Source organism: Saccharopolyspora griseoalba (assembly GCF_042665275.1).
Lineage (GTDB): Bacteria > Actinomycetota > Actinomycetes > Mycobacteriales > Pseudonocardiaceae > Saccharopolyspora > Saccharopolyspora griseoalba.
The window spans coordinates 1-8,850 of sequence record NZ_JBHTCJ010000028.1; the positions used below are offsets into that span (position 1 = coordinate 1).

Consider the following 8,850-nt stretch of genomic DNA (forward strand, 5'->3'; position numbering starts at 1 on the left):
GTGACGATGTCGCGCAGCACCCCGCGCGGGATCACCGTGTAGGCCTCGGTCACGATCGCGCGGTCGGTGAGCAGGTCGGTCTGCGGCGGCAGGCCACCGGTCGGCGCGTAGTACGACGGCACGTTCACAGTCACAGCTCCCTCGTCCGAGCGATGCCGAGCATCGTTGACATTTTGTTGAAGTTGCTCGCCAGCTTAGGCACTCCGCGCTCGTTTCGGTAGCCCCCCGCGCGCCCGCAACCCCGGTTCGAGTGGCGCCGTCGACTACGCGCGGTCGCCTGATCTAGGAATTCCACACCACCGGGTGACGGCCGCACCGGTTCAGCAAGATCCCAGGTCAGAGGCTCGGAACGCGGGTTAAGCTCGGGTGGTGGTCTCCACCGTTCGAGCCCGTGTGCGAGAGGCAGCGGGCAACCTCCCGGCCGACGTCACCAGCTTCGTCGGCCGTCGCCGTGAGATCACCCTGACCAAGCGGATGTTCGCCGAGTCCCGCGTGGTCACGCTCACCGGCCCAGGCGGGGTCGGCAAGACCCGGCTGGCCGCGCGAGTGGCCGCCAACATGCGCAAGAACTTCCGGGACAAGGCCTGGTTCGTCGAGCTGGAGGAGCTGGAGGAGGGCTCGCTGGTCGTCGACGCCGTCATCGAGCAGCTCGGCTTCGGCGGACCCTCCGGCAGCGGTCTGAACACCCTCGTCGACCAGCTCAAGAGCCGCGAGATGCTGCTCGTGCTGGACAACTGCGAGCACGTGCTGGACGACGCCGCCCGGCTGGTCGACGCAGTGGTCCGCTGGTGCCCGGGGGTGCGGGTGCTGACCACCAGCAGGCAGTCGCTCGGCGTGGCCGGTGAGGCCACCATCGTGGTCCCCCCGCTGCAGGTCCCCGATCCGGAGCACCTGCCCTCCGCCGAGGCCTACGAGCAGTACTCCTCGGTGCGGCTGTTCGTCGACCGGGCCCGCGCGGTCGTGCCCGAGTTCGAGGTGACCGAGGACAACGCCGCCGCGCTGCTGCGGCTGTGCCACCACCTCGACGGCAACCCGCTGGCCATCGAGCTGGCCGCGGTCCGGCTCCGCTCGTTGTCCCTGCAGCAGCTCGAGGAGCGGCTCTCCGAGCGCTACGAGCTGCTCACCGAGGGCCGCCGCGGCGCCCCGCCCCGGCAGCGGACGCTGCGCGCGCTGATCGACTGGAGCTACGAGCTGGTCACCGAGGAGGACCGGCTGGCCTGGGCGCGGATGTCGGTGTTCAACGGCAGCTTCGACCTCACCGCCGCCGAGCACGTCGCGGGCGGCGGCCAGCCCTCGGTCGACGCGCTGCGCGCGGTGCACTCCCTGGTCGACAAGTCCGTGCTCACCCGCGAGGAGGAGGCGGGCGAGGTCCGCTACCGGCTGTCCCACACGCTGCGCGAGTACGGCCAGGAGAAGCTGGAGGCCTTCGGCGAGACCGACGCGATGCGCCGCAGGCACTGCGCGCACTACGCGGCGATCGCCGAGCGTTTCTCCGCCGAGTGGCTCGGCCCGGAGCAGGTGGCGTGGGTGCAGCGGCTCCGCGCCGACCAGGGCAACCTGCGCGCCGCGCTGCACTTCGCCGCCACCGCGCCCGATCTGGGGAACACGGCGCTGCGCCTGGTCACCAACCTGTGGGTGTACTGGGGCATCCGCGGGCTGAACACCGAGGCCCGGCACTGGCTCGACGAGGTCCTGGAGAGCACTTCGCACGACCTGCCCGAGCACGTCCGGGCGCTGCGGGTCAGCGCCTGGTTCGCGCTCCTGCAGGGCGACGTCGACCGGGTGCTGCCGACCCTGGAGCGCGCCACGCTGATCGCCAGCCGCCGCGGGGACTCCACCGAGATGGCCTACCTCGCGCTGGTCAGCGGCCTGGCGTCGTTCTTCGCCGACGACCCGCAGCGGGCCGTCGAGAAGATCACCGGGGCGCTCGACCAGTTCCGCCAGCAGCAGGTCGTGCCCGGCGAGCTCTGGTCGCTGCACGCGCTCGGGCTGATCAAGGGACTCACCGGCGAGCAGGAGGCCGGGCTCAAGCTGCTCTCCGAGTGCATCCAGCTGTGCACCGAGCACGGCGAGCTGTACTGGCGCTCCTACGCGCAGTGGGCCACCGCCCAGGTGCAGATGCGCCGGGACCGCCCGGACCGCGCCGAGGTCTCGGTCAAGGAGGCGCTGCGGCTCCAGCGCAAGCTGGACAACCGGCTCGGGCTGGCCTTCAGCCTGGACACGCTGGCCTGGATCGCCCACCGGCAGGCCCGGCACGACCGCGCCGCCCAGCTGCTGGGCGCGGCCTCGGCGGTGTGGGACGCGGTGCGCAACGCCCCCGGCTTCTGGGCGCGCTTCGCGGGCGCGCACGACGAGCACGAGCTGCAGATCCGCGCCGACCTGGGCGACGCCTCCTTCGAGGACGCCTACGAGCAGGGGCGCCGGATGTCGTTGAGCCACGCCGTCGACTTCGCGCTGGAGCTCAAGCAGCGGCAGCCGCGCAGCACCGAGACCGCCGAGGAGAACGTGCACCCGATGCCGCTGACCCGCAGGGAGCGGCAGATCGCCGACCTGGTGGCGCAGGGCAACACCAACAAGGAGATCGCCGAGAACCTGGTCATCGCGCAGCGAACGGTCGAGGCTCACGTGCAGAACATCCTGACCAAGCTCGACTTCACCTCGCGCACCCAGATCGCGGGCTGGGTGGCGGGCCAAACGAACGGGTGACGGAGCCGACAACGCACCCCCGTAACATCCGCGTTAGAGTCACTAGCGGTAGTCGAAATCTTCCGGGAAGCCATACCGATGGACGAAACTAGGTAGTCGTCTAGGTATTTCCAACCATGCACGGATACTCTCCGTGCCGGAGTCTGGGTTCTCGTGACCCCCGACGAGACGAACTTCCCAGACCCGAACGCCCCCGACAGCGAGCCCCGCCAGCCGCGGCACCGTTGGGAGAGGACGGTGCCGCAGGCCGGCAGCTGGCTCAAGAACGCCTTCCTCGGCGGATCCGAGCAGGGCTACCGCGTCGCCCCGAAGACCCGTTCGCTGCAGGTGGGCGTGGCCGTCGCCGCCTTCGGCGTGCTCGGCGTGCTCACCGCGGGCCCCGGTGACCAGCAGCCGGTCCAGCAGTCCCCGCAGGTGCACGACGCCGCTCAGGTCGCCCCGCTGAAGCCCGCACCGGCGGCCAAGCCCGCGCCTGCCGCGCAGCCCGCGCCGGAGCGGGCCCCGGCCCCGAAGCAGGCGCCCGCCCCCGCGGAGAAGGCCGCCCCCGCTCCTGAGGCCGCCCCGGCGCCCGAGAAGAAGGCCGAGAAGAAGGCGACCAAGCCCGAGCCGAAGGACCAGATCGACGCCTGGATCCAGGAGGCCACCTCGGTCATGGAGCGCAACGGCATCCCGCGCGAGCAGATCGACGCGCAGGCGATCCGCACGATCATCATGAACGAGTCCAACGGCAACCCGAGCGCCACGAACAACTGGGATTCCAACGCGGCCGCGGGCACGCCGTCGATCGGGCTGATGCAGACCATCCAGCCGACCTTCGACTCGTTCGCGCTGCCCGGGCACCAGAACATCTACGACCCGGTGGACAACATCATCGCCGCCACCCGCTACTCCATCGACCGCTACGGCTCGGTCTCGGACGTGCCGGGCGTCTCCGGCCTGCGCTCCGGCGGCAGCTACCAGGGCTACTGATCGGCCAACCCCCGACGACCGCGGTTTCCCGAGCTCCCCCGACTCGGGAAGCCGCGGTCTTTCCACATCCAGCCCCACTCCACCCAACCCCCCATCCCGAATCACCTCCCAATCCGCACCCCGAATCACCTCCCAATCGGGGTACGGAATCACCTCCCAATCGGGGTCGTGATTCCGAGGGTTTCGGGGTGTTGCTGCGCCTCGGGCCGGTGCTGCGCAGCGGCGCCGGGAGCTCGCGTTCGCCCTCCCGTCCCCGGGAGTTCGTGGCTCGCCCGATGGGGGGCGAGCCGCGGTTCGCCGGTGTTCCGGGGGCGTCAGCTCGCGGCGGGGGTGCGTTTGCTCAGGGGGTTTGGTCCAGCCCCGAGAGGGTGCCTTCGAAGGCTTCGGCCACCAGCTCGCGCATCGCCTCCTCGGCGCGGGCGCGGTCGCCGCTGCGGATGCACTCGGCGATCTCGCAGTGCAGGCGGACCGCGACCGGCCGGGGGTGCACCGGCATGAGCCCGTGACCCGCGCGCCAGCGCAGCAGCTCCTCGACGACCTCGTGCAGCTGGGCGAACATCTCGTTGCCGGACGCGGTCAGGATCAGCCGGTGGAACTCCACGTCGGCGTCCATGAACGCGTCCAGATCACCGGCGCGCGAGGTCGCCACCATCCGCTCGGACAGCGCGACCAGCCGCCCGGCGGCGTCGTCGTCGCAGCGCCGCGCCGCCGCGCCCGCGGCGACCGGTTCGACCGCGGTGCGCAGCTCGGCCAGCGTCTTCAGCGAGGCCGTGCGGTCGGCGGTCAGCCGCCAGCGGATCAGGGTCGGGTCGAAGCTGTTCCACTCCTCGCGCGGTCGCACCAGGATGCCGACGCGCTTGCGCCCCTCGACCAGGCTGATCGAGGCCAGCGTGCGCACGACCTCGCGGGCCACGCTGCGCGAGATGCCGAACCGCGCCTCCATCTCGTCGATGCGCAGCACGGTTCCGGGCGGGTGCGTGCCGTCGGCGATCTCCAGGCCCAGCACTTCCAGCACCTTGTCGTGCAGTCCACCCGCCATGCGCGCTCCTTCAGCCGTTGGAGGAACCCGCCGGGCGACCGCCCGGCGCCCCGACACAGTAGGCCGCCAACGCCGGGTGATGGGCATAACAGTAATACTTAATCGGTCAACACGCCGATAAAGTCATACTTATTGCTTAGGCTGTTCGCGCACCAGCTGCTCAACGAGGAGCCCGACCCATGCTTTCCAGCCTCAACGGCTTCGCCCTGGCGCAGGACGCAGCGACCTGGTCCGCGCACGACACCCGCCTGCTCACCGCCGCGATCGCCGGCATCGCGGTGATCGTGCTCCTGATCAGCTGGGCGAAGCTCCACCCCTTCCTCTCCCTGGCCCTCGGCGCCACCACCCTCGGCGTCGTGGCCGGGATGCCGTTCGGCGACCTGGTCGACACCTTCACCGAAGGGCTCGGCAGCACCGTCGGCGACGTCGGCCTGCTGGTCGCGCTCGGCGCGATGCTCGGCAAGCTGCTCACCGACAGCGGCGGCGCGGAACGCGTCGTGGAGACCGTCCTGGCCCGCACCACCCGCAAGACCCTGCCGTGGGCGATGGTGTTCATCGCCTCGCTGCTGGGCCTGCCGATGTTCTTCGAGGTCGGCGTCGTGCTGCTGGTCCCGGTCGTGGTGATGGTCGCCGCGCGCTCCCAGCAGCCCGTGCTGCGCATCGGCATCCCCGCGCTGGCCGGCCTGTCGGTCCTGCACGGCCTGGTCCCGCCGCACCCCGGCCCGCTGGCCGCCGTCGACGCCCTGCACGTCGACCTCGGCCTGACCCTCGCGCTGGGCATCGTGGTGGCCATCCCGACCGCGATCGTCGCCGGACCGGTGTTCGGCGCCTACATCGCCCAGCGCGTCGAGCTGCCGCCCGCCACGCACCTGCTGGGCAGCGAGGCCCCCGGCGCGGAGCAGCGCGAGCACCGGCCGAGCTTCCTCGCCTCCGTGGCGATGCTGCTGCTGCCGGTCGTGCTCATGCTGTGCAAGTCGGTCGCCGACCTGACGCTGGCCGAGAACTCGCTCGGCTACGCGATCCTGGACACCATCGGCACGCCGGTCGTGGCGATGATGCTGACGGTCGTGATCGCGATCGTCGTGCTGGGCACCGGCGCCCGGTTCTCCCGCGACGAGGCCTCCGGCGTCGTCGGCTCCTCGCTGCCCGCGATCGCCGGCATCATCCTGATCGTCGGCGCCGGCGGGGGCTTCAAGCAGACCCTGGTCGACTCCGGGGTGAACGAGATGATCACCGACCTGGCCACCGGGGCGCACCTCTCGCCGCTGATCCTCGGCTGGCTGATCGCCGTCGGCATCCGCATCGCCACCGGTTCGGCCACCGTGGCAACCATCTCCGCGGCCGGCATGGTCGCCCCGATGGTGATGGGCCTGCCGCCCGCGCAGGGAGCGCTGGTCGCGCTGGCCATCGGCTCCGGGTCGCTGATCCTCTCGCACGTCAACGACGCCGGGTTCTGGCTGGTCAAGGAGTACTTCGGCATGTCGGTCGGGCAGACCCTCAAGACCTGGACCGCCATGGAGACCTTGCTGTCGCTGGTCTCCTTCGCGGTGATCCTGCTGCTGTCCGCCTTCGTCTGACGCGGTTCCCGAAGCGAGCGGGCCGAGCCTCGTGGGCCCGGCCCGCTCACGCGTTGGCGGTATGCTGGTGGGTCGGGCCTCTCGCCCGACCTACCCGTCCTGCACCCGCACCGAGGTGGCGAATTGTCCGACGCCCGAGTCGATCGGGAAGCCGTCCGCGCTGCGGAGATCGCGAGCGAGCAGCAGTACCTCAACGTGCTGTACACGAAGCTCGACGACCTCCGCCAGGAGACCACCCGGCGGCTGAAGAGCACCCTGCGCGACAGCGGCGGACCGCCGCAGGCCCAGACCGAGCGCGACATCTCCACCCGCATGTACACCGACCGGCTGACGCAGCTCAGCGCCGTCGAGCACGGCATGTGCTTCGGGCGCCTGGACCTCGACGGCGGCGAGACCTTCCACGTGGGCCGGATCGGGCTGTTCGACGAGGACAACGAGTACGAACCGCTGCTGCTGGACTGGCGCGCACCGGCCGCCAGACCCTTCTACCTGGCCACCGCCGCCGCCAGGGACGGCGTGCGCCGCCGCAGGCACCTGCGCACCAGCTGGCGCGAGGTCCTCGACTACGAGGACGAGATCCTCGACCTGGACGCCGCCGAGGAGGGCAGCGACCTGGGCCTGGCCGGCGAGGCCACCCTGCTGGCCCGGCTCGACGCGCGGCGCACCGGGCAGATGCAGGACATCGTCTCGACCATCCAGGCCGAGCAGGACCGCATCATCCGAGCCGGGATGAACGGCGTGCTGGTCGTCCAGGGCGGCCCGGGAACCGGCAAGACCGCGGTCGCGCTGCACCGCGCGGCCTACCTGCTCTACACCTTCCGCGAGCAGCTCTCCAAGCGCGGCGTCCTCGTCGTCGGCCCCAACCCGACCTTCCTGCACTACATCGGCCAGGTGCTGCCCTCGCTCGGCGAGACCGGCGTTCTGCTGTCCACAGTGGGCGGCCTGTACCCCGGGATCACCGCCACCGCCGAGGAGTCCGCGCGAGCCGCCGAGATCAAGGGCCGCGGCGAGATGGTCAAGCTGCTCACCAACGCGGTCAAGGACCGCCAGCAGGTGCCGCGCGACCACGTCGAGGTGACCTTCGACCGCGAACCGCTGCGCATCACCAAGGCCGACGCGACCCACGCGCGCACCCGGGCCCGGCGCAGCCGCAAGCCGCACAACCTGGCGCGCAAGGTCTTCCGCCGCGAGATGCTGGAAGCGCTGACCCTGCAGGTCGCCGACCGGCTGGGCCGCGAACTGCTGGACAGCCGCGACCTCGACGAGATCAACGCCGAGCTGCGCGGGGACGAGGCGGTCAGCGCCGCGCTCGAAAACCTGTGGCCGGAGATCACGCCGCAGCAGCTGCTCGACGAGCTGCTCGGCGACGAGAAGCGCCTGAAGACCGCGTCCCGCCGGGTCCTCGACGCCGAGGAGCGCGACGAGCTGCTGCGCGAACCGGGTTCCCCCTGGACGCCCGCGGACGTGCCGCTGCTCGACGAGGCGGCCGAGCTGCTCGGCGAGGACGACTCCGCGCAGCGCGCCGAGCAGGAGCGCCAGCAGCGCGAGGAACTCGCCTACGCCCAAGGCGTCCTGCACATCATGGAGCAGGACGAGGAGATCGCCGACGAGGAAAGGCTGCGCGTCTCCGACGTCCTCGACGCCGAGCTGCTGGCCGAGCGCTTCCAAGCGCGCAGCGATCTCACCGCCGCCGAGCGCGCCGCCGAGGACCGCACCTGGACCTTCGGGCACGTCATCGTCGACGAGGCGCAGGAGCTCTCCGAGATGGCCTGGCGGGTGCTCATGCGCCGGTGCCCCAGCAGGTCGATGACCCTGGTCGGCGACGTCGCGCAGACCGGTGCCCTGGCCGGCACCGACGCCTGGGACGACGTGCTCTCGCCGTACGTGCAGAACCGCTGGAAGCTCGCCGAGCTGACGGTGAACTACCGGACCCCGGCCGAGATCATGGAGATCGCCGGCGACGTGCTCGCCGAGATGGACACCGACCTGGAGGCGCCGCGTTCGGTGCGCACCAGCGGTCACCAGCCCTGGTTGCGCCGGATCGACCGCGCGAAGCTGGTTTCCGCGCTGCCCGAGCTGGTGGAGGACGAGCTCGGCGCGGTCGCCGATGGCCGGCTCGCGGTGCTCATGCCCGGCGAGCTGCTCGCCGAGATCGGCCAGGAGCTCAGCGCCGCGCTCCCCAGCGCGGCGATCGGCAACGGTCCCGAGGACCTGGAGTCGCCGATCGTGCTGCTCAGCGTCGACTCGGCCAAGGGTTTGGAGTTCGACTCGGTCGTCCTGGTCGACCCCGGAGGCATCGTGGAGGGCTCCGACCGCGGTCTCAACGACCTCTACGTCGCACTCACCCGAGCCACCCAGCGCCTCGGCGTCATCCACCACGGCGACCTCCCCGAAACCCTCGACGAAGACGCCTTCACAATCGCCTAAGACCCTCAGCGGTGTGGGTCGGGTACGACACCCTTATGAGGTGCGGTACCCGGCCACACCGCCACCGCCCCCACGCCCTCGGGACGAGTGCATAAAAAAGTGGTGGGGTGGAAACACGTTAATGTTTCCACC

5 protein-coding genes are annotated in these 8,850 nt (G+C 71.0%); 4 read left to right on the forward strand and 1 reads right to left on the reverse strand.

Annotation, left to right across the window (positions count from 1 at the left end; genetic code table 11):
- Positions 1–393 precede the first annotated feature (393 nt).
- Together ACFQRI_RS26970 and ACFQRI_RS26975 are read left to right on the forward strand one after the other, a co-directional pair.
- Entirely contained in the window at positions 394–2,706 is a 2,313-nt protein-coding gene (locus tag ACFQRI_RS26970) for a helix-turn-helix transcriptional regulator (RefSeq protein ID WP_380673459.1), read from the forward strand.
- A 237-nt stretch (positions 2,707–2,943) separates the two neighbouring features.
- Positions 2,944–3,675: a transglycosylase SLT domain-containing protein gene (locus tag ACFQRI_RS26975; protein ID WP_380673461.1), complete on the forward strand. Its 732-nt coding sequence runs from the start codon at positions 2,944–2,946 to the stop codon at positions 3,673–3,675.
- Positions 3,676–4,015: 340 nt separating this feature from the next.
- Here ACFQRI_RS26975 and ACFQRI_RS26980 read toward each other — a convergent pair whose 3' ends face one another.
- The gene (locus ACFQRI_RS26980) at positions 4,016–4,714 is read right to left on the reverse strand and encodes a FadR/GntR family transcriptional regulator (protein WP_380673463.1); all 699 of its coding nucleotides are present in this window, start codon (positions 4,712–4,714) and stop codon (positions 4,016–4,018) included.
- A gap of 179 nt (positions 4,715–4,893) precedes the next feature.
- Between ACFQRI_RS26980 and ACFQRI_RS26985 the strand changes: the two genes are divergently transcribed.
- Both ACFQRI_RS26985 and ACFQRI_RS26990 read left to right on the forward strand, forming a co-directional pair.
- The gene (locus tag ACFQRI_RS26985) at positions 4,894–6,291 is read left to right on the forward strand and encodes a GntT/GntP/DsdX family permease (protein ID WP_380673465.1); all 1,398 of its coding nucleotides are present in this window, start codon (positions 4,894–4,896) and stop codon (positions 6,289–6,291) included.
- A 123-nt stretch (positions 6,292–6,414) separates the two neighbouring features.
- Complete coding sequence (locus ACFQRI_RS26990) at positions 6,415–8,718, forward strand: HelD family protein (protein ID WP_380673467.1); 2,304 nt, start codon at positions 6,415–6,417, stop codon at positions 8,716–8,718.
- Positions 8,719–8,850: the final 132 nt, after the last annotated feature.

Coding starts and splice junctions, on each gene's coding strand:
- ACFQRI_RS26980 (WP_380673463.1), bottom strand. CDS start 4,714: ATGGCGGGTGGACTGCACGACAAGGTGCTGGAAGTGCTGGGCCTGGAG.
- ACFQRI_RS26985 (WP_380673465.1), top strand. CDS start 4,894: ATGCTTTCCAGCCTCAACGGCTTCGCCCTGGCGCAGGACGCAGCGACC.